This is a genomic window from Olsenella profusa DSM 13989 (genome assembly GCF_030811115.1).
Lineage (GTDB): Bacteria > Actinomycetota > Coriobacteriia > Coriobacteriales > Atopobiaceae > Olsenella_F > Olsenella_F profusa.
In genome coordinates this window covers 1,334,799-1,353,224 of the sequence record NZ_JAUSQK010000001.1, presented here as the reverse complement: position 1 = coordinate 1,353,224, position 18,426 = coordinate 1,334,799, and the positions used below count along the sequence as shown (strand labels likewise).

At 62.9% G+C, this 18,426-nt stretch carries 18 protein-coding genes; 4 read left to right on the top strand and 14 right to left on the bottom strand.

The features are described from left to right. Positions 1-21: 21 nt before the first annotated feature. From J2S71_RS06245 to J2S71_RS06205, 9 genes are all read right to left on the bottom strand, one after another. Complete coding sequence (locus J2S71_RS06245) at positions 22-375, bottom strand: cupin domain-containing protein (protein WP_307389785.1); 354 nt, start codon at positions 373-375, stop codon at positions 22-24. Positions 376-515: 140 nt separating this feature from the next. Next, entirely contained in the window at positions 516-1,220 is a 705-nt protein-coding gene (gene deoC / locus J2S71_RS06240; RefSeq protein WP_307389781.1) for a deoxyribose-phosphate aldolase, read from the bottom strand. Between the two features lie 72 nt (positions 1,221-1,292). Further along, complete coding sequence (locus J2S71_RS06235) at positions 1,293-2,810, bottom strand: CoA-acylating methylmalonate-semialdehyde dehydrogenase (protein WP_307389778.1); 1,518 nt, start codon at positions 2,808-2,810, stop codon at positions 1,293-1,295. Positions 2,811-3,299: 489 nt separating this feature from the next. Further along, positions 3,300-4,289 (bottom strand): sulfite reductase subunit C, encoded by a 990-nt coding sequence (gene asrC / locus J2S71_RS06230; RefSeq protein ID WP_307389775.1) that lies wholly within the window; start codon positions 4,287-4,289, stop codon positions 3,300-3,302. 13 nt (positions 4,290-4,302) lie between these two features. Then, on the bottom strand, positions 4,303-5,133 hold the full coding sequence (gene asrB / locus J2S71_RS06225; protein WP_307389773.1) for an anaerobic sulfite reductase subunit AsrB: 831 nt from the start codon (positions 5,131-5,133) through the stop codon (positions 4,303-4,305). Then, positions 5,126-6,172 (bottom strand): anaerobic sulfite reductase subunit AsrA, encoded by a 1,047-nt coding sequence (gene asrA, locus J2S71_RS06220; protein WP_307389770.1) that lies wholly within the window; start codon positions 6,170-6,172, stop codon positions 5,126-5,128. The genes asrB and asrA overlap by 8 nt, the downstream gene beginning before the upstream one ends. Before the next feature lie 57 nt (positions 6,173-6,229). Continuing rightward, positions 6,230-7,000, bottom strand: coding sequence for an ABC transporter ATP-binding protein (locus J2S71_RS06215; protein ID WP_307389767.1), 771 nt, complete (start codon positions 6,998-7,000; stop codon positions 6,230-6,232). After that, the gene (locus J2S71_RS06210; RefSeq protein ID WP_021724999.1) at positions 6,997-8,010 is read right to left on the bottom strand and encodes a FecCD family ABC transporter permease; all 1,014 of its coding nucleotides are present in this window, start codon (positions 8,008-8,010) and stop codon (positions 6,997-6,999) included. The genes J2S71_RS06215 and J2S71_RS06210 overlap by 4 nt, the downstream gene beginning before the upstream one ends. Before the next feature lie 5 nt (positions 8,011-8,015). Further along, entirely contained in the window at positions 8,016-8,912 is an 897-nt protein-coding gene (locus J2S71_RS06205; protein ID WP_307389764.1) for an ABC transporter substrate-binding protein, read from the bottom strand. 385 nt (positions 8,913-9,297) lie between these two features. On the opposite strand from J2S71_RS06205, the gene J2S71_RS06200 reads away from it, so the two are divergent. Continuing rightward, on the top strand, positions 9,298-10,680 hold the full coding sequence (locus J2S71_RS06200; RefSeq protein ID WP_307389760.1) for an MATE family efflux transporter: 1,383 nt from the start codon (positions 9,298-9,300) through the stop codon (positions 10,678-10,680). A 181-nt stretch (positions 10,681-10,861) separates the two neighbouring features. Further along, a complete protein-coding gene (locus J2S71_RS06195; RefSeq protein ID WP_021724929.1) occupies positions 10,862-12,523 on the top strand; it encodes a putative manganese-dependent inorganic diphosphatase in 1,662 nt (553 codons plus the stop codon). An 80-nt stretch (positions 12,524-12,603) separates the two neighbouring features. On the opposite strand, the gene yfbR is transcribed toward J2S71_RS06195, so the two are convergent. From yfbR to J2S71_RS12295, 5 genes are all read right to left on the bottom strand, one after another. Further along, positions 12,604-13,206, bottom strand: coding sequence for a 5'-deoxynucleotidase (gene yfbR / locus J2S71_RS06190; protein ID WP_021725024.1), 603 nt, complete (start codon positions 13,204-13,206; stop codon positions 12,604-12,606). A 136-nt stretch (positions 13,207-13,342) separates the two neighbouring features. Beyond that, the gene (gene mtnA, locus J2S71_RS06185) at positions 13,343-14,443 is read right to left on the bottom strand and encodes an S-methyl-5-thioribose-1-phosphate isomerase (RefSeq protein ID WP_307389756.1); all 1,101 of its coding nucleotides are present in this window, start codon (positions 14,441-14,443) and stop codon (positions 13,343-13,345) included. Positions 14,444-14,474: 31 nt separating this feature from the next. Further along, complete coding sequence (gene mtnK, locus J2S71_RS06180; protein ID WP_307389753.1) at positions 14,475-15,698, bottom strand: S-methyl-5-thioribose kinase; 1,224 nt, start codon at positions 15,696-15,698, stop codon at positions 14,475-14,477. Beyond that, on the bottom strand, positions 15,673-15,912 hold the full coding sequence (locus J2S71_RS06175) for a hypothetical protein (RefSeq protein ID WP_307389749.1): 240 nt from the start codon (positions 15,910-15,912) through the stop codon (positions 15,673-15,675). Before J2S71_RS06175 ends, mtnK begins: the two co-directional genes overlap by 26 nt. A 35-nt stretch (positions 15,913-15,947) precedes the next feature. Then, complete coding sequence (locus J2S71_RS12295) at positions 15,948-16,040, bottom strand: hypothetical protein (RefSeq protein WP_370873232.1); 93 nt, start codon at positions 16,038-16,040, stop codon at positions 15,948-15,950. Between the two features lie 274 nt (positions 16,041-16,314). On the opposite strand from J2S71_RS12295, the gene trmB reads away from it, so the two are divergent. Together trmB and J2S71_RS06165 are read left to right on the top strand one after the other, a co-directional pair. After that, positions 16,315-17,226: a tRNA (guanine(46)-N(7))-methyltransferase TrmB gene (trmB, locus tag J2S71_RS06170; protein WP_307389747.1), complete on the top strand. Its 912-nt coding sequence runs from the start codon at positions 16,315-16,317 to the stop codon at positions 17,224-17,226. A gap of 77 nt (positions 17,227-17,303) precedes the next feature. After that, a complete protein-coding gene (locus J2S71_RS06165) occupies positions 17,304-18,323 on the top strand; it encodes an alpha/beta hydrolase (RefSeq protein WP_307389745.1) in 1,020 nt (339 codons plus the stop codon). Positions 18,324-18,426 lie beyond the last annotated feature (103 nt).

Here is an 18,426-nt window from a genome sequence, read left to right as displayed (position 1 = left end):
CTCCCTCCTGGACGTGTAAGACTACTGAGCATCGGGATAGTTGATGATCACCAGCATGATGGCTGGACGATTCGACCGGTTCTCAAGCTTGCGACCCTCATTGGGTGGAAAGCAGATGGCCTCGTCCTTGTGCATCGCGTAAACCTTGCCTTGCTTGTCAATGACGGTAATCTCACCCTCGAGCACGTAGTAGACCTTCTCAAGCGGATTGTCCTCGTACTGGTACTCGGCTCCGCCACCAGGTAGAAAGGTGGAGCGGCCAATCCAGAACTTCGTGGCACCGGTCTCGTCCTTGCCATGGACACGCATGGCACAGCACCCAAAGTGTCCCGGAGCCTCATAGGTGGTCAGCTCCTCCAACGTCCTCTTGATCATGACATGACTCCTTTCTCGCACAACCACCCTAGAGGTCCCTCTGACCTCCTCTTGGTCACGCACATCAGATTGGTGTTTTGACGCTATGGACAGGCGCCGTCGGAACCCCCTGCGCTCACCTCAACCTTGGCGAGGCCGAGCTACCACTCCTTGATGCCATTGCGCTTGGACCACGCAAGATAGTCGCGGTACTCTTCGATGCGCTCCGTTGCATACATGGTCCCGAACAGCTGGACGCCCTCGTGAATCATCCAGAGAATCGCGGACATCATGAAGCTGTCCGGAAGGGCCGAGCACTTGACCTTGGTGCTCCCAGAGACGTTGTCAAGCATCACGCGAATCTTATGGTCCTGTGACTTGCCTTGGACGTTCGTGCCACTCTTGGCAAAGTCGATACCCGCCTCACTGCACAGCCGAACGGTCTTGGCCAGCTGCGCATCATTGAGGAAGCAGGTCTCGATGATGTATTTGGCCCAGTTGTCACCTGCGGTCGTACGCAGTGCCTCGAGCTCGCTCTTGACGTAATCCCACCGACCCTCCTTGATGGCCGCTACGTTGGCAACGAGGTCGACGGAAGTGGCACCGGAAGCCACAGCCTCCTCCATCTCGGCCTTCTTCATCTCAAGTGTCGTGGTGCCATGAGGGAAGGAGCAGGCCGCACCGATATGAACGTCGGTACCACCCAGAATCTCGGCCACTACGGGCGTCCAGATGGGGTTTGTATAGAAGGTCGCCACATGATAATCGAGTGCGATCTTCGCCTGTCTGCGGACCTCATCCTCCGTAAGCGCTGGACTTAGAAAAGCCGTGTCAAAATGCTTGGCAAACTGCTCCACAGTCTCCATGGTGTCTCTGCCTCTCATCAAACGACTTGCTACCCCTATGCATCTCTTGGTATGGAACTCCCAGCTCGACCCCTACTCGCGCTCGACAGTGCCCTCCCAGCTGTCCAGTGTCCGCGAGGCGCTGCTCTGGTCGAACCAGTGGGTGGTGACCGTCTTGGCACGCGTGTAGAAGTGGTAGCCATCCAGACCAAGCACATGGCTATCACCAAGGAACGACTCCTTGTTGCCACTGAATGGGTAGTAGGCCGTCGGCACGGGGATACCGACATTGATGCCCACCATGCCGCCATCGGTCTCCATCTTGAAGCGGCGCGCGAAGTAGCCGCTGCGCGTGAAGATCGAGGAGCCGTTGGCAAAGGGGTTGGCATTCATGATGCTGATGCCTTCGTCATAGCTCCTGACGCGCTTGATGCACACGACAGGCCCAAAGATCTCGCGCTCACCAATCTCCATGCCAGGCTCGACGTGATCAAAGATGGTGGGACCGAGGTAGAAGCCGCCCTCAAGGCCCGCCACCTTGTAACCACGACCATCAAGTACGAGCTCGGCGCCCTCGTCAACGCCCTTCTGGATCCATTCGCTGATGCGTCTGCGATACTTCTTGTCCGTGACTGGGCCCAGCTTGGTCTTGGGGTCGTAGGCACAACCAACAACCATCGCCTCGGCCTTCTTCTTGAGAACTGCCACAAACTCATCGGCGATGGACTCTTGGACGCAGCAGACGGGCAACGCCATGCACCTCTCGCCGGCACAACCAAAGGCGGAATTGATGACTGCATTAGTCGTAGCATCAAGATCGCAGTCCTCCAGGACGAGAGCGTGGTTCTTGGCCTCACACTGTGCCTGCACGCGCTTGCCATGAGCTGCCGCGGTGGCGTAGACCTGCTTGCCCACGCCCGTGGTGCCCACGAAGGTAACGGCTTTGACGCGTGGATCGGTGAGCAGTACCTCGGATTCGTGATGCGTACAGGTGACGAGGTTGACGACGCCCTTGGGGAAGCCCCCCTCCGCATAGAAGAGCTCGAGGATCCTCATGGCGGTGAGCGGGGTAGGCGTTGCGGCCTTGAGCACGACCGTATTTCCGCAGGCGATAGCAAGCGGCACCATCCAGCCCCACGGAATCATGGCCGGGAAGTTGAACGGTACGATACCGGCAACGACCCCGAGCGGCTGGCGTATGGTCTCGCAATCGAAGTTCGTGGAGACCTGCATCGCGCAGCGCCCTTGGATGGCCAGCGGCAGCGAGCACGCAAGCTCAGTGGGTTCGATGGCCTTGAGGATATCACCACGGCTCTCGTTGAGGTTCTTGCCGTGTTCCTTGGCGCACAGCAATGTCAGCTCATCGAGGTGATCGATAAGGACGTCACGCCACTTGAACATGTACTGCACACGTCTGGAGAGCGAGAGTTCCGCCCATGTGGGAAAGGCCTCCTGTGCAGAGGCGATTGCCTCCTCGACCTCCTCAGTGGTGCAGCGTGGCACCTCGGCCATGACTTCACCGGTGCTCGCGTTGGTGACGGGGGTGTACTCGTTCGTCTTTGACTCGCGCCACGCTCCGTAGACGCAGTACTTCTTGCGATCGACTGGCATAAACCCATCCTCTCTCCTTGCGACGCGCGTGCTCTGACGTCGATGGGGATGTGTTCCGCCTGTCGCTTGCACGTACCCACGTCATGTCACCCTACACAACCTCATGCTGCGCGTCTGACCTAGGCACATGTTATCTTCATTACAAAATTGTAAAAAGTAGTTACGTCCTCTATATCTAGTGATATGAGAGTTAGTTAGTATCTAGTTCGTAACCGTGATGGCCTGGGCATATAGCGCCCCAACAGGACACGAAACGCAGCGTCACTCGTCGTCATGTGTCGCGTGGAGCACCTCAATGCTCCATCCACCGTGCGTAATGAACCACTCACGGCACGCACCAACAATCGTGCCATAAGATGACAGGGGCATTGGGAATCGAGAGTAACCTCATGCAGGCACCGGTTCACGAACGCGTCACCTGGCACTATGTCTCAGACGCCGTTTGCCGCACGTGCTCCCCGTAGTCGAACCGCTCGTATTCCGGGCGCCCTACCTCAGGTCGTTGTCTCGATCATAGCGCTTGCCACCCCAGTACACATGGCTCGCACGCTGGCACTTCTCGCCCAGCTCCACGCCGTCAAGCGCGTACCTCACGAACTCGTCGAAGCCCACGCGATCCACGATGTAGCCGATGTGCTCCTTGCCCTCCGGGGCATGGGGGTCGATGTGCTCCTCGATGAAGGCATACGTGTTCTGCACGATCCTGACGATGGAGTCCTCGTCCGCCCAGCGCAGCCAGTCCTCGGCCAGGCGTGGGTTCTGCTTGCCCGTGCGCCCGAGGATCTTGACGCGGAAGTAGTGCTCCCGGGAACGGGTCCAGGCGCGCGTGGGGCAGTACACCACGCACACGCCGCAGCCGATGCAGCGATCCTCGCTGCGCACGACCTTGCCACCCACCAGCTTGAGCGCGCTCACGGAACGACGCCGGCACCAGTCCACGCACTGGCCGCAGCCGATGCAGCGGGTGGGATCGTACTGCGGCTCCGTCATGCCGATGATGCCAAAGTCATTGAGCGCCACGTGCGCGCAGTCATTGGAACAGCCCGTGAAGGCCACCTTCACGTGGCGGTTGTTGGGGAAGATCGCCTGATCCATGCGCCGGGCAAAGGCCGTGGTGTCATAGCAGCCAAAGGGGCACAGGCGCTTGCCGGGACACGCCACGACGTTGCGCGTGCCGCTCGCCAGATAGCCGTGGTCGGTGTCCTCCTGGTTGATGCGCGTGTCCTCGATGATGGCCTTGAGCCGTGCATTCACCTGGGACATGTCCTCCAGCCTGATGCCGGGGATCTCCACGCCCTGGCGGTTGGTGAGGAAGATCTCGCCGTTGCCAAACTCCTCCGCGATCCCCACGATGCGCGCCATGCTCCTGGCACTCACGAGACCACCCGGCACACGCACGCGACTGGCCGTCTCGCCGCGCACCTTGGACTGGCGGAAGGCGTTCCTCTTGAGCCTCTTGACGTTGACGTCCATGGTCATAACGAGCTGCCCCCTAGTCCAACAGGTCCTTGGACTCGGTGTAGTTGAACACCGGGCCGTCCAGGCACACGTACGTGTCACCGATGCGGCAGTGGCCGCACTTGCCAAGGCCGCAGCACATGCGGCGCTCCTGGGAGACCCAGACGTTTCCCTCCGCAAGGCCGCGCCCGAGCAGCCCCCTGATGGTGAAGCGCATCATGGGGGGTGGTCCCACGACGACGGCCTGCGCCGTCGCAGGGTCCCGCAGTGGCAGGTCGGGGATGTACTTGGTCACCAGGCCGATGTTGCCCCCATAGCCCTCGGGAGCCGCGTCCACGGTGAGCGTGAGGTCGAGCGCCTTGTCCCACCGTGTGAGGTCATCACGGAAGAGCAGGTCGTCAGGGCTGCGGAAGCCCACGATCACGTGCTTGTCCACGGCGTCGGCGCACCGTGAGAGGAAGTCGACGACGCCGCGCACCGGGCTCACGCCCGTGCCGCCGGCCACCACCACGACCTCACCTCGCTCAAAGAGCGAGGTGTCGAAGCCGTTGCCATAGGGGCCGCGCAGCAGGAGGATCTGACCCTCGTAATGCTCGAACACCTCATTGGTGACCACGCCCACGCGGCGGATGGTGAGATCCACCGACACGCCCGGTACGATGCCCGACACGCTGATGGGTGCCTCGCCGAACTTGGGGAGGGAGACCTCGAAGAACTGTCCGGGCCGCACGTCGCCCGCGAAGGCCATGCGGAAGGTGTACTCCCTCTTGGTATGGCGGATGACCTCGAGGATCGTGGATGGGAAGGGAACGTAGGGATTGGTCGCCGCATCGAGCGTGACGGCAGCTGTGGCACTGCTAGGCATTGGTGGCCACCCCCTGGGAGGCGTCCCGGGCAAGCCCGTCGACGGCATCCGCGAGCTTGTTGATGCAGCCCGAGAACGAGATGTACTCCGGACACACCGTGTCGCAGCGGCCACAGCCCACACACATGTCAAAGCCGAAACGCCGACGGAAGTCGTACACCTTGTGCAGCACCTTGAAGCGCATGCGATCGCCAGCGGCCTTGCGGTACGAGCCACCACCGGCGACGTCGGTGTAGCCATCGATCATGCAGCTGGCCATGACGCGCCGACGCTCGCCCACGCGGCCGTTGTCCGTGTAGTAGGCATCCTGCATGGTGAAGCAGGTGCAGGTCGGGCACACCAGGTTGCAGCGACCGCAGGTGATGCAGCGTTCGGTGTACTCGTTCCACATATCGTGCCCGTAGATGGCGTTGGGAACGGCCTCGGGCACGCGCACGGAGACGTCGTTTGACGCCACATGGGCGGGCGTCACGTCCTCCTCGCCCGTGGCCTCGGCGACAAAGTAGGGGCGCAGGTCGTCCGCCTTCACGTCCACGCGATACCCACTGCCATCGGCGGGGCGGTCAAACGAGAGGTCGTACCCCGTGGCCACGTTCGTGCCCATGCTCACGCAGAAGCAGTCCTCCTGGCTGTGGTCGCAGCCTAGGAGGGCAAAGCGCATCCTAGAGCGCAGGCGCTGGTAGAAGGGGTCGGGACGGCCATTCTCGAGGTACAGGGCGTCCAGGCGGCGCACGGCATTGAGGTCACAGGCCCTCAGCACCACCACGACCTCGCGCTCGTCCGCGTCCGCCACCTTGACGTCATCCTCCGTAAAGAAGAACAGCGTCTGAGAGAGTGGCGCGAGCACCTCCTTGAAGGGGTAGTCAGAGCGTCTCTCCAGCTCCATGGCACTGACGTCGGCCGTGAAGTCGTAGCGCACGACATCCACGTCGGCAAAGCGACCCTCGCCCCTTTTGAGCTGGGGCGCATAGATCAGGCGATCCTCTCCCAGACGTCCCATGGCGCGCGAGAAGCCCGCGGCGCTCAGCACGTAGCCCATGTCTCCCCCTCCCCGGCCGTGACGCCCTCACGTCACGGCCGGCATGCCGTAAGCGGCCTATGACTCGTCCACGAGAACGTACGGGAAGACGGCATCATTGTCTGTCGTTTTTCTAACGCTGACGCCAAACGACTCATACAGGGGCCGGGGCATCCGGGCCAGCTCCGCTGGCGTCCCTGCCGCGCGTACCCACCCCCCATCGATGAGTACCACGTCATCCGCCGTGGAGAAGCACTCCACGAGGTCGTGCGTGCACTCCACCACCGCCATGCCCCGCTCGTGCGCAAGACGGGAGAGCATGTCGGTTGCCCACCGGCGATGCCGTACGTCCATGCTGGCGCACGGCTCGTCCAGCAGCAGCGCTCCCGGCTCCTGTGCAATGGCCATGGCCAGGTAGGCCCGCTGCAGCTCCCCTCCCGAGAGGCTCTCCAGCTGCCGCTCCTCAAGACCCTCCAGCTCGCAGAGCTCGAGGGCCTCACGTACGACGGCACGATCCCCCTCGCCGAGCACCTTGGAGACGCCCATACGCGAGAAGCGCCCATGCCCCACAAGCGTGCGGACGCTCATCGCGGGCACGGCGAGGCGCTGCGGCAGGAAGCCCAGATGATGCGCGCGCTCACGGTGCGAGAGGCCCCTCACGTCCAGACCGTCCACACATATCGAGCCCTCGTGCGGCAGTGCGCCGGCGATGGCCTTGAGCAGCGTAGACTTGCCGCTGCCGTTGGTCCCCACCACACAGGTGAGCTCACCGTCCCCAAAGCACAGGTCATCCACGCTCACGACCGCTCTGCCACCATAGCCGCAGGTGACATGGGAGAGCTCGATCATCGGCGCATCCCCCCTCGCCCCCGCATGAGCATCGCCAGGAAGAAGGGCGCACCCAGCAGCGAGAGCACCAGCCCCACCGGCAGCTCGTAGGGATAGAGCACGAGCCGACCGACCAGGTCGCAGCCCACGAGCAGGCACGCGCCCCAGATGGCGCAGGCCACGGCCTCCTCACGAAAGCCGCCCCGCGCCACCATGCGCACGAGGTTGGGGACGATGAGCCCCACGAAGCCCACGAGACCTGCCACCGAGACGGCGGCCGAGGCAAGCGCCGCCGCAATCACCACGGCGCACGCGCGATGGAGACGTGCGTCGAGTCCCAGGCCAAATGCGGTCTGGTCGCCCAGGGCAAGCAGGTCGACCCCTGGACCCAGGGCATAGGCCGCCACGATTCCCACCAGCGTGATGGCCGCGGCCACCTGAAGCTGCTGCCAGGAGACGCCCGCCAATCCACCCAGCTGGAAGGCGACCCTGTCGGCCACCAGGTCGGGACGGGCGGTCACCAGCGCGTCGGACCCGGCAGAGAAGAGCGAGGCCACGGCGACGCCGGCAAGCACCAGCGTGGTGCGCGAGACCCCCGCCCGGCGCGCCACGAGCATGACGGCAAGCGTTGCGACGAGGGCCCCCGCCAAGGCGGACAGCTGCCGCGCCAGGGGCACGAACGGAAGCGCGAGCCCGCAGACGAGCACGGCGAGGCCGGCACCGGCATTGATGCCCATCACGCTTGGCGCCGCGAGCCGGTTGTCGAGCACCGCCTGCAGCAGGAGGCCCGACACGGCGAGGGCGGCGCCACACACGACGCCGCCCAGCGCACGGGGCAGGCGCAGCTGCCACACGATGGTCACGGCCACACGCGACGCGACGTCCGGACGCAGCAGCGCCCCCAGGGCGTCACCGGTGCCCAGGGCGTCGGTGCCCACCACCGCAGAGGCGACGAGCGCGCAGGCGAGCACGAGCGCGCCGAGCGCCGAGGCCGCGGCTGGGCGCTGGCGCACGCCACGTGGGGAGGACATCGACACTACCCCTGCTCCCTGAGATCGAGGATGTAGCGATAGGCCTCGGCCCAGCGAGCGTTGGGCTTGTACTGGAAGAGGTCCTTGGGCAGCACGTACACATGACCTGTCTTGGTCGCCGAGAGATCCTGCCACATGGGCTGGCTGGAGAAGCCCTCCTCGAAGGCGGATGCCGCCTCGTCCTCCCTGCCCTGATAGATGACGAACACGTTGTCTGGGTCAGCCGCCGCGATGGCCTCGAGCGAGAGGTCGTCCAGGCTCGAGGTGCCCTCGGCGACGTTGGCCAGGGCGAGGTCATCGAGGATCTCGCAGGCGAAGTGGTCGTCCTTGAGCACCTTGCTCTTGGCAGCGGAGGTACGCAATGCCAGGTAGCTCGCCTGAGGGAGCTTGCCCGCCTGGTTCCTGACCTCATCGATGTCCGCCTGTACGGTGGTGACGTTCTGGTCGTAGAGGTCGCCGCGCCCCGTCATGGCACAGAGCTGCGCCATGACGCTAGCATAGTCCCCAAAGGACTCGATCGTGACCGCCTGGGTGGTGACGCCCTGTCCGTCCAGGGAGTCCCTGAGCTCCACCTGCGCGGGTATCTCCCCCGAGAGCAGCACGAGGCCGGGATCGAGGCCCACGATGGCCTCGAGGCTGGGCTTGGCATCGGTTCCCACCGTGGTCGCAGAGCCCACGCCGTCGAGGTCCGTGGCATCCTCGGTCACACCCACGAGCGTGCCGCCCGCAAGCAGCCACATGTCCGCAAGCGAGCGCATGAGTGCCACCACGTTCTGCGGCTCCGTGGCACTGCCCTGCTCAGGGGCACCATCCTGCCCCTGTGCGCCGCCCGCGCCCGAGCAGCCCACAAGGCCACCCGCAGCGCACAGCGCCGCCGCAACGAAGGCTCGTCTGTCCAGCATGGGCCTCCCCCCCCTGGTGCCATCGCATGGTACCTCCGCGTCCCCGAGGCCAGTGTAGGCCAGTAGGAGTCGGCGCCCGTCGTGGAAACTCCCGGGCATCGGCCATCGTCACTACCGAGCGCAGCGGCCGCTAGCACGCTGACGCCAGTGCCTATGCCACGGACACCAGGTCGCGATGGTATGCCGCCCCATCCGTCGTGCCATGGCAGGCAAAGATAGCCCCCCGCTCATGTGCCACTCTCCCTCAGACCCCGTACCTGCCGCCTTCATTGTGGCATGCCCCCATGCTCAACCATGTCGGAAAGCCAACGTGTGCGAGCCGGCATCGTTTGTGACACTATCAAGAGAACCGATACGAGGCATAGGAATGCGACATAGGGATACCATGAAGTCAGAAGAGGGCTCCCAAGAGGAGAAGTTCCGGCAGATGACGGAGTCGCCCGTGCGGCGGCTCATCCTCACCCTTGCGGCACCGTCCATCCTCTCCAACCTGGTCACCAGCATCTACAACCTCTCGGACACCTTCTTCGTGGGAAGCCTGGGCGTTGAGGCATCGGGTGCCATCGGCATCTCGTTCGTCGCCATGACCGCCATCCAGGCCGTGGGCTTCTACTTTGGACAGGGCATAGGCAACGCCGCCTCGCGTGGCCTCGGCAAGCAGGAGACGGAGCACGCCTGCCGCCTCGCGACGAATGGCCTGGCCTACACCCTCATGATGGGCGTGCTCATCGCCATCGTCGGCAACGTGTTCATCGACCCGCTCTGTCGGCTTGCCGGCTCCACGGAGACCATCCTGCCCTACGCGCGCACGTTCATCGGCCTCACGCTGCTGGGTGCCCCCTTCATGTGCGGAGCGCTCATGCTCAACACGCTCATGCGCTTCGAAGGCGAGGCGTTCTACGCCATGGTCGCCATCATGACGGGTGCCATCCTCAACATCGGCCTGGAACCGCTCTTCATCTACGTCCTGGGCATGGGCATCGCCGGCAGCGCCCTCTCCACCATCATCTGCCAGGCCATCAGCTTCGTCATCCTGGTCATACAGCTCCAGCGCACGGGCATCACCACCCTCTCGCCCGCATGGCTGCAGCCACCCAGCGCCGCCATGCTGCGCGAGATAAACAATGGCGGCGTCCCCTCGTTCGTGCGCCAGGTGATGCTGGGCATCGCCACCACGCTGCTCAACGATGCCGCCCGTCCCTTTGGCGACCCCGCCATCGCCGGCCTGGCCATCGTGCAGCGCATCTGTGCCTTTGGCAACTACATCCAGATCGGCATCGGTCAGGGCTATCAGCCCGTGGTGGGCTACAACTACGGCGCGCGCAAGTTCTCGCGCATCCGCAGGGGCTACTTCTTCTCCGTTGGGGCCGCCGTGGTATCGGTGCTGATGGTGGGCATTCTCACCTGCACGTTCGCACCCCAGCTGGTCTCCGCCTTCACCCCCGACGCCGAGGCGATCCAGATAGCCACGCTGAGCCTGCGCGTGGAGAGCTTCACCATGGCCATCACCGGCGTGGCCATGATCACCAACTTCCTGCTGCAGACCACGGGACGCATGTGGCGCGCCACCATCCTGGGCGCCTGTCGGCTGGGCCTCGTGCTGGGGCCGGTCGTGCTCGTGCTCCCCCACCTTTGGGGACTTCTGGGCGTGCAGCTGGCACAGCCCGTCACCGACGTCATCACGGGCCTCATCGCCCTGCCGCTTGCCTGGCAGGTGCTGCGCGAGCTGCGCCAAGAGGAACGGGGCCTCAGGCCCACCCGCGTATAGCCCCAAGACGCCATGGGACGCATCCCCCGTCGTCGGCCTGGGGCACTGGCGTCCGGCACCAGGCCCCGACGGAACGTCTTACCCCTTCTACCAGCCCGACCATCATGGCTGCACCGCAGACGTGTACAATCGACGGCGATGGTAGCATCCGAAACCGAGGCACTGCACAAAGGAGGACACCGTGTCCGAATCCATTCGCAAGGTCAACGTCATCGGCCACCTGCATCCCGACACCGACAGCATCTGCTCGGCCATCTCGCTGGCCTACCTCAAGGGCCAGACGGACGACACCGAATACGAGCCACGACGCGCCGGCACCATCAACCGCGAGACCTCCTTCGTGCTCAAGCACTTCGGCTTTAAGGAGCCCGCCCTCATCACGTCGGTGCGTCCGCAGATCAAGGACATCCAGATCCAGGACATGCGGGGCATCGATCCCGAGATGAGCCTGTTCTCCGCCTGGAATCTCATGGGTGAGAGCAAGACCGACACGCTCTGCATCACCGATCCCACGGGTGACCTCAAGGGCCTCATCGCCGTGAAGGACATCGCCAACGCCAACATGGACGTCTTCGACAAGACGGCCCTCTCCGAGGCGCACACGCTCTACTCCAACATCGTCTCCACGCTCAAGGGCGAGCTGCTCCTGGGGGACCTCGTGGACAAGGTCGCCGTCGGCAAGGTCGTCGTGGGCACGACGCCCGAGATGATGGAGGGCAACATCCAGGAGGGCGATACCGTCCTGGTGACCAACCGCTACGAGACGCAACGCTTTGCCGTCGAGTCCGGCGCGAGCTGCCTCGTGGTCTGCAATGACGCGCGCATCTCCAACGTGGTGCTCGACGCCGCCAGGGACAGGGGCTGCACCGTCATCGTCACACCCTACGACACCTTCTCTGCCGCGCGTCTCATCAGCATGTCCGTCCCCGTGCGCGCCAGGATGCTCGATGCGGCGGACGTCCTGCGCTTCTCCGTCAACACCACCGTGGACGAGGCACGCAGGACCATCACGCAGTCGCGCCACCGCTTCTTCCCCGTAATTGACGAGGACGGTCACTACAGCGGCCTGGTCTCCACGCCCAACCTGCTCAGCGTCAACAAGAAGCACGTCATCCTCGTGGACCACAACGAGCGCTCGCAGGCGGTCGATGGCCTGGAGCAGGCCGTCATCATGGAGATCATCGACCACCACCGCATCGGCACGATAGAGACGGAGTCACCCGCCCTCTTCCGCAACGAACCCGTGGGATGCACCTGCACGATCCTCTTCAGCATGTACCACGAGCAGGGCGTGGAGATTCCGCACGACATCGCGGGCCTCATGATGAGCGCCATCCTGTCCGACACGCTGGCGTTCCGCTCCCCCACCTGCACCCCGCGCGACGAGCATGCGGCCCGCGAGCTGGCCCGGATCTGTGGCGAGGACATCGACGCCTACGCCGATGACATGTTCGATGCCGGGGCCGCGCTCGACGGCCGCACCGCCGAGGAGGTCTTCCACCAGGACTTCAAGGTGTTCTCCCGCGGCTCCGCACGCTTTGGCGTGGGCCAGGGCAGCTTCATGACCGAGCGGAGCCGCAAGGCCGCCGAGGCGCTCGTGGGTCCCTACCTCGAGGAGGGTGCCGCCGCCGATGAGCTGCCGATGGTGTTCTACCTGTTCACCGATGTCAAGCACGCCTCGAGCGAGATGCTCTACTTTGGCACCAACGCCGAGCGCATCGTCAGACAGGCGTTCGACGTGGAACCCGTCGATGGCGTCGCCATGCTACCGGGCGTCGTGAGCCGCAAGAAGCAGGTCATCCCCGCACTCATGGCGACGCTGCAGGACTACCAGAAGGAGTAGCCACAGATCCCCCGACCCACCGCCTGGGCGCCACGGGGCGGTGGGTACGGCCTGCGTCGTCCCGCAGACCCGAACGACCGTCACAGCAGCTGATCGAGCGTGCTGCCATACGATGGCAGGAACTCCTCCATGAAGTCGGCCACCTCGGGAAGCTCCGCCGCCATCTCGTCGAGCTTGGCGCGGGTGGCGGCCTCTGCCGTCGCAAACTCGGTGTTGCCTGCCGCACGCTCCTCGAGGCACTTGATGAGCGCGGAGAGCTTGTCGGCCGCCTTCACCAGGCGTGCGAGGTACTGGTCCGCCTCGCCCTCCCCCGTCGCGAGCGTCTCCACGAAGGTGGGCCGTAGGTCGGCAGGCAGCGTGTCCAGGAGGCGCTCCTCGGCCGCTGCCTCCACGTCCCTGTAGGCATCACGGATATGCCCGTTGGCATACTTGACCGGCGTGGGCATGTCGCCGGTGATGATCTCCGCCACATCATGGTACATGCCCACAAGCGCGGCACGGTTGGCGTCGAGCCTCCGGGCATGGCGCACGTTGCCGATCACACACAGCAGGTGCGCGATCATGGCCACCTCCAGCGAGTGCTCGCTGAGGTTCTCCGTGCGCGCGTTGCGCATGAGCGCCCAGCGATCGATGTACCTGAGGCGTGAGAGTATCGCCGAGAAGTGCGACTGCTGGCGATCCATGGGCTATCCTTCCAATGGCGTGTGACGGTCACTGGTCATCGTACGGCATGCAGGGACGGAGGCGAGGGGAACGAATCAGCCGGGGCAACGAGGCGGATCCGTGCCTCCGCCTCGTGCACCTCAGGTAGGTGACCCCCTATAGACCCATGCCAAGGTCGAGGAAAGCCTCGTCATAAGGGGTGTGGCACAGACCCTTTTCCGTAATGACGCCCGTGATGAGGCCGTGATCCGTCACGTCAAAAGCCGGATTGAAGACGTCAACGCCCTCAGGGGCCATACGCTCTCGATACCACATCTCCGTCACTTCGTCGGGATTGCGCATCTCGATGGGAATCTGCTCTCCTGTTGGTGTGTCCATGTCAATGGTCGAGCTTGGCGCACAGACATAGAATGGAATCCCGTAATGGTGGGCAAGAATCGCTACCCCGGATGTTCCAATTTTGTTTGCCGTGTCACCATTCCTTGCCACACGATCGCACCCAACGAAGATGACGTCGATCTTGCCGGATCTCATGAGGATGGAGGCCATGTTGTCACACTGCAGCGTAGTAGTGATTCCCGCATGGTAAAGCTCAAAGGATGTCAGGCGTGCACCTTGCAACAGCGGCCTCGTCTCATCGCAGTACACATGCATGTCCGTTCCAGCCCACCCGTGTTCGAGAGCCAGGTACATAGGTGCGGTGGCCGTACCATACTTTGCAGTGGCAAGCGTACCGGCATTGCAGTGCGTCAGAATCCCAACCGCTTGACCGTTCCTCTTGAGATCCCTGAGCAGCCCAAAGCCAATCTCGCCAATCGCACGGCTTATCTGCACATCCTCTTCTCGAATGGCGTCAGCCTCGGCAAAGAGCGCCTCTTTGATGTCATCAGGAGAATCATCCGCATGGTTCTTGACGACACGGTCCATGCGATCGAGCGCCCAGAACAGATTCACTGCCGTAGGACGAGAGGAGGCAAGATAGTCTTTTTCCTCTGTAAACTTGGCATAGAAGTCATCAAGGCCGTTCGACTCGATACGAGACGCCAGAAGCGCGATGCCATATGCAGCCGCAACACCAATTGCAGGTGCACCGCGCACGCGCAGCCGCTTGATGGCGTCCCAGATCTCCACCCTGCTTGATATCTCAATGCGCTTGATGGTGCCGGGAAGAAGCGTCTGGTCTATGATGTCGAGTGCGCTCTCATCAGGGCTCATGCGAACGGTAACGACCTTGTTAAAGAATTCCTCAACGTTCATGACTAAGCTCCTCTTGCGTTCCCACTGGCTGTTACAGGGTCCTCATGGCAGCGTCCTCGGCGCGCCTGACCGCACCGACGAAGTCCTTGCCCGAGCGAAATGCACGTTGATGCAGTATGTAGTCCTTTCCGGCAAGGATATTGATGCGTTCCGCCAATAGGCGTCTCTTTTCATCCTTGATGCTTGTAACGTCAGCAACATTGGCAAGGCCCACGGTCCGGCGGTGGAGTTCTGTGCCCGCATAACCAGCCGTATCATCAAGTATGCTTTCGAGGTACCATTCCTTGAAGCCAGGTACCTGGGCCATCGGCTCGGTCACACGTTCGTCGAACCTCTTGTTGAACTTTGTGACGAATTTGTCGACCATCTGTTCGATGGTATCGAGTACCCATGTGCAGAATGGCTCATCCTCTGTCGCCAGTCCATTGTCATAGGCAAAAATGAGGTTTGCGACGACATTGCCCGTGTCATATCCCATCGGTGCATAGGTACCAAATTCCGAATCGAACACCTTCATAGCGTCTGGTGCGATGAAGATTGATCCTGTATGCAAGTCACCGTGCAGAAGGGCTTGGGCGTCTGTCATAAACTTGAACTTGAGTTTTGCGACCTCCAGATGCAACCTCTGATCCGCATAAAGCTGTTCCTCAACGAACTGCCTGTTGGGAGGAAAAACGTTGTTACGTCCCTCATGGTCACCATATGGTTCCATCAGCACGAGCTTCTCGGTAATGTCACACAAGTCTGGAGAGACGAACCTCTGTACGAGGCGTTTCTTCTCCTGATGATTCATGACGACATCACTACTCAGCAGAAGCGTGTCGACCATAAACGTCGAGATGGCCTCCGCAAAGTGTGGAAACGTCTCATGCCTGAGCATCGCATCCCTCATGACTTCGAAGTCACTGCAATCCTCGAGCCCACAGGCGCACATGATGGTGTCATAGAAATATACGTGTGGAACCATGCCAGGTGCCAGCTTGCCCTCCACCTCAAGGATCTCAGATTCGATGCGGTTTCTATCAGTCGAGGGCTTCATGTCCTTCGAGATGCGCGTCTCCATCCCAGCCTGCTTAATGTAGAGCGAGTGACCGACGCCATCCGTCACGCGAAAGACGTAATTCAGGTTTCCATGCTCAGGAGGCACGACCGCCTTGATGGATGCGCGATCCCACCCTATCTCTGGTGTCTTCTCAAGCGCATACTCCACAACATCATCTGGACTCATCTCAAAATACTTGGTAAAACGTGACATCCTGCCTCGCCCTTTCCACTTCCCTTGCCCTGTATCCGAGTTTGCCCTCGTCATGTGCTATCCCCTCTGTGATAGCCTCCGAAGGATATCTCCACGCATCCAGCTCCTCCTGAGAAGGGTCATGCATCTCCGTACCATCCGAAATACTCAGCGCATTGTAATAGAGATGTGCCACCTCTTCCACGTATGGGGCCTTGAGATATGCCTCGAACATGTCCTGTGCATCGTTGCCTCGCTCGTAGGCCTGAGTCACGAGAGGTTCTCAACGACGTGGCCGCCAAGGTCGATCACGACCAAGTCGCTGGGTGACAGCCACTCGCGATCGACGCCAGTTGGCGTGATGACAATTTTAAACTGTACTTACATTGGTTTGATCCCATATTCCCATTGCCTTTGCCAAGGAGTGGGGATCACGTCGGAGTCTCTGGTGTAGGTGCCCCTAGGTAGGGAAACGGCCGCCGCCTTAGAGTTCGCAGTTGCGAGACAATGGATGCGACGAGAGGCAGTGGCCGTTTCCCTACCTAGGGGCACCTACTTTCTCGACACGATCTGCATTGCACCTGGAGGCATTCGATACTCAGCTCCCAAATGCAACAAATGGAAGATAGGAGGCCACATGCATGCAATCCGCACCAGACTTCCCAAGCACTTCGTGCTCGAGGAGCGCCTCGAGCGGTATGCGGATGCCATCGAGGTGCGGCCCCAGAGCTACGCCGGGCGCTGGCGCGAGGCCTGCCATCCCCTCAGGGAGGGCCAAGACGGGCCGCACGCCTACCAAGGGCTGTGGCTTGACCTGGGCTGTGGCAAGGGTGGCTTCACGGCGGACATGGCCGAGCGCGACCCCACGACCCTCTTCGTGGGCGTGGACTTCGAGCCCGTCTGCATGGCCTACGCAGCGGAGAAGGCCGTCAGACGGCACCTTCACAACATGGTGCTCGTACCGCGCTCGGCGGACCGTCTCTCAGACGCCTTTGCCCCCGGTGAGCTCGACGGCATCTACCTCAACTTCCCGACGCCCTTCCCTAGGCGCAAGGAGGCTCACCTGCGCCTCACGCATGCGGACCGCCTGCTGGAATACCGCAGGCTCCTGGCACCCGACGCGCGCCTGCTCTTGAAGACGGACAGCTATCCGCTCTGGCGCTTCTCGCTCGACCAACTCGATCTGGCCGGCTACGACGTGCTCTGGCAGAGCGAGGACGCGCGCGCCGAGCGGTCGGACGATGTCATGAGCTGGTACGAAAGACGCCTCTCCGCCCAGGGCGCCACGGTCTATGCCGTGGAGGCCACACCCCAGACCACTCCCATCCCAGCCTGCGTGGGGCAGAGGGGATCGATGAGCCTCGTCGACTACCTGCCCGCAGACCTCGATGCCATGGCCGCCACCTACGTGCCCCACGGCATGCGGGGCACCGTCACCAACCTACGCAACCAGCGCCTCAGGGCCGCGACGCACGGACAGCCCCACGCGGACGCTCGCCCCGCCAGGGACCTGCGACATGACATCCATCTGCCACCGCAGGGTGGTTGAGGAGGTTGGCGTGCCCCACTCAGAGTAGACTGGAGGGAATACGTGCGACGCGACCGCGTCACGGGAATGGAGGCACCATGGACAGGTCGACAAGGTCTCTCATCAAAGCCGCAGCCGCTGCGGTCATCGCCACGGGTACGGTAGTGGGGTTCGAGGCGCTCTCGCGTCTCAGATGGCACCGCACCGGCGTCGCGAGCCTGTGGGAGGTCGGTCGGCGGGCCACGGGCTCCCGCAAGAACCTCCTCGGTGACGACCTGGAGCGCTTCGAGGACTACGTCGCGCGTAACCGCGTCCGGAACGAGCAGGAATATGCCATCCCCTCGTGGCTGCCCATCAAGTCGCTCGTCTTCGAGGAGACGCGCGATGGCATGAGGACGTACCACCTGGGAACCACCGGCAAGAACACGCGGGCCGTGCTCTTCCTGCATGGCGGTGACTATCTCACCCAGATGCGCCCCATCGATTGGCTCTTTGCCGATAGGCTCTGCCGCCTCAGCGGCGCGGAGGTGTGCGTGCCCATCTATCCCCTGGCGCCAGCGCACGACTACGATGAGGCGTACTCGCTGCTCATAGACTTGTACGAGGGTATGGTCAACCGCTACGGGGCGGACGATCTCTCCCTGGTGGGCAGCTCGTCGGGCGGCGGGCTTGCCGCGGGCATCGCGGAGGCGCTCAAGCACTACCAGCTGCCCCAGCCTGGCCAGCTCGTGTTGATCTCGCCGGAGCTTGACCTCTCCCTGCGCAACGACGCAATCAGCGACTACTTTGACCGCGACCCATCGCTGGCCCCCTGGGGACTGGCACAGGCAGGGGACCTCTGGGCCGACGGGGACGACATCTCCTCGCCACGCCTGAGCCCCATCAACGGTGACGTCTCCGTCCTGCGCAACGTGACCACCTTTGTGGGCGCGCGCGAGATCCTCTACCCCGACTGCGCCACATGGGACCAGCTGCTGGAGAAGGCCGGCGTGACACACCGCCTCGTCACGGGAGAGGGCCTCTCGCACGAGTGGCCGCTTGCCCTCATCCCGGAGGCACGGAATGCCGTCCGGCAGATTGCCAGCATCATCCACGCCGGCGTGCAGGAGACCCGATAGCCCGTGCCGCATATCACACCAGAAGACCGCCTGTACTTCTATCGGCTGCTCTCCTAGGAGCTCGGGGCGGCAGGGCAGGTGCCGTGACGAAGGTCGTATGTGC

What these genes read in the sequence shown, in the direction of transcription:
- J2S71_RS06245 (WP_307389785.1), bottom strand. Translation starts at nt 375, where the DNA reads ATGATCAAGAGGACGTTGGAGGAGCTGACCACCTATGAGGCTCCGGGA.
- deoC (WP_307389781.1), bottom strand. Translation starts at nt 1,220, where the DNA reads ATGGAGACTGTGGAGCAGTTTGCCAAGCATTTTGACACGGCTTTTCTA.
- J2S71_RS06235 (WP_307389778.1), bottom strand. Translation starts at nt 2,810, where the DNA reads ATGCCAGTCGATCGCAAGAAGTACTGCGTCTACGGAGCGTGGCGCGAG.
- asrC (WP_307389775.1), bottom strand. Translation starts at nt 4,289, where the DNA reads ATGACCATGGACGTCAACGTCAAGAGGCTCAAGAGGAACGCCTTCCGC.
- asrB (WP_307389773.1), bottom strand. Translation starts at nt 5,133, where the DNA reads ATGCCTAGCAGTGCCACAGCTGCCGTCACGCTCGATGCGGCGACCAAT.
- asrA (WP_307389770.1), bottom strand. Translation starts at nt 6,172, where the DNA reads ATGGGCTACGTGCTGAGCGCCGCGGGCTTCTCGCGCGCCATGGGACGT.
- J2S71_RS06215 (WP_307389767.1), bottom strand. Translation starts at nt 7,000, where the DNA reads ATGATCGAGCTCTCCCATGTCACCTGCGGCTATGGTGGCAGAGCGGTC.
- J2S71_RS06210 (WP_021724999.1), bottom strand. Translation starts at nt 8,010, where the DNA reads ATGTCCTCCCCACGTGGCGTGCGCCAGCGCCCAGCCGCGGCCTCGGCG.
- J2S71_RS06205 (WP_307389764.1), bottom strand. Translation starts at nt 8,912, where the DNA reads ATGCTGGACAGACGAGCCTTCGTTGCGGCGGCGCTGTGCGCTGCGGGT.
- J2S71_RS06200 (WP_307389760.1), top strand. Translation starts at nt 9,298, where the DNA reads ATGAAGTCAGAAGAGGGCTCCCAAGAGGAGAAGTTCCGGCAGATGACG.
- yfbR (WP_021725024.1), bottom strand. Translation starts at nt 13,206, where the DNA reads ATGGATCGCCAGCAGTCGCACTTCTCGGCGATACTCTCACGCCTCAGG.
- mtnA (WP_307389756.1), bottom strand. Translation starts at nt 14,443, where the DNA reads ATGAACGTTGAGGAATTCTTTAACAAGGTCGTTACCGTTCGCATGAGC.
- mtnK (WP_307389753.1), bottom strand. Translation starts at nt 15,698, where the DNA reads ATGTCACGTTTTACCAAGTATTTTGAGATGAGTCCAGATGATGTTGTG.
- J2S71_RS06175 (WP_307389749.1), bottom strand. Translation starts at nt 15,912, where the DNA reads ATGTTCGAGGCATATCTCAAGGCCCCATACGTGGAAGAGGTGGCACAT.
- trmB (WP_307389747.1), top strand. Translation starts at nt 16,315, where the DNA reads ATGCATGCAATCCGCACCAGACTTCCCAAGCACTTCGTGCTCGAGGAG.
- J2S71_RS06165 (WP_307389745.1), top strand. Translation starts at nt 17,304, where the DNA reads ATGGACAGGTCGACAAGGTCTCTCATCAAAGCCGCAGCCGCTGCGGTC.